This window comes from Pseudomonas sp. SAS7 (genome assembly GCF_052112345.1).
In the GTDB taxonomy this organism is placed as follows: Bacteria; Pseudomonadota; Gammaproteobacteria; order Pseudomonadales; family Pseudomonadaceae; genus Aquipseudomonas; species Aquipseudomonas putida_Q.
This window is the reverse complement of the sequence record NZ_JBEGGO010000074.1, coordinates 1-274: the sequence shown is the minus strand read 5'-3', so window position 1 is coordinate 274 and position 274 is coordinate 1. Positions and strand designations below refer to the sequence as shown.

Annotated in this window: 1 protein-coding gene; it reads left to right on the top strand. The window is 59.1% G+C overall.

The genetic code is table 11. The features are described 5' to 3' along the window. Window positions 1-274, top strand: a 274-nt coding sequence (locus tag ABI582_RS28745; protein ID WP_442121001.1) for an immunoglobulin-like domain-containing protein, incomplete at both ends; no start/stop codon positions are given.

The window sequence follows — 274 nt, the reverse complement described above, 5'->3', positions numbered from 1 at the left end:
GCGCTGCGAAAGTGGATGTCACCGACACCACCGACGAAGTGGTGGCGAAACTGACTGCGACTCCTTCGGTGACCGAAGGCGGCGAGATCACCTACACCATCACGCTGACCAATAAAGATGGTCTGCCGATCAACAGCCACGGCGCCTTGACCTTCACGCTGAGCGACGGCAAAACGGTCATCACCGTACCGGCCAATGGCACCAGCGGCTCGATCACCGTCACTGCTCCGGACAACGTTTACGTTGGCAGCAACCCAGCAGTGGTCAACTCCAT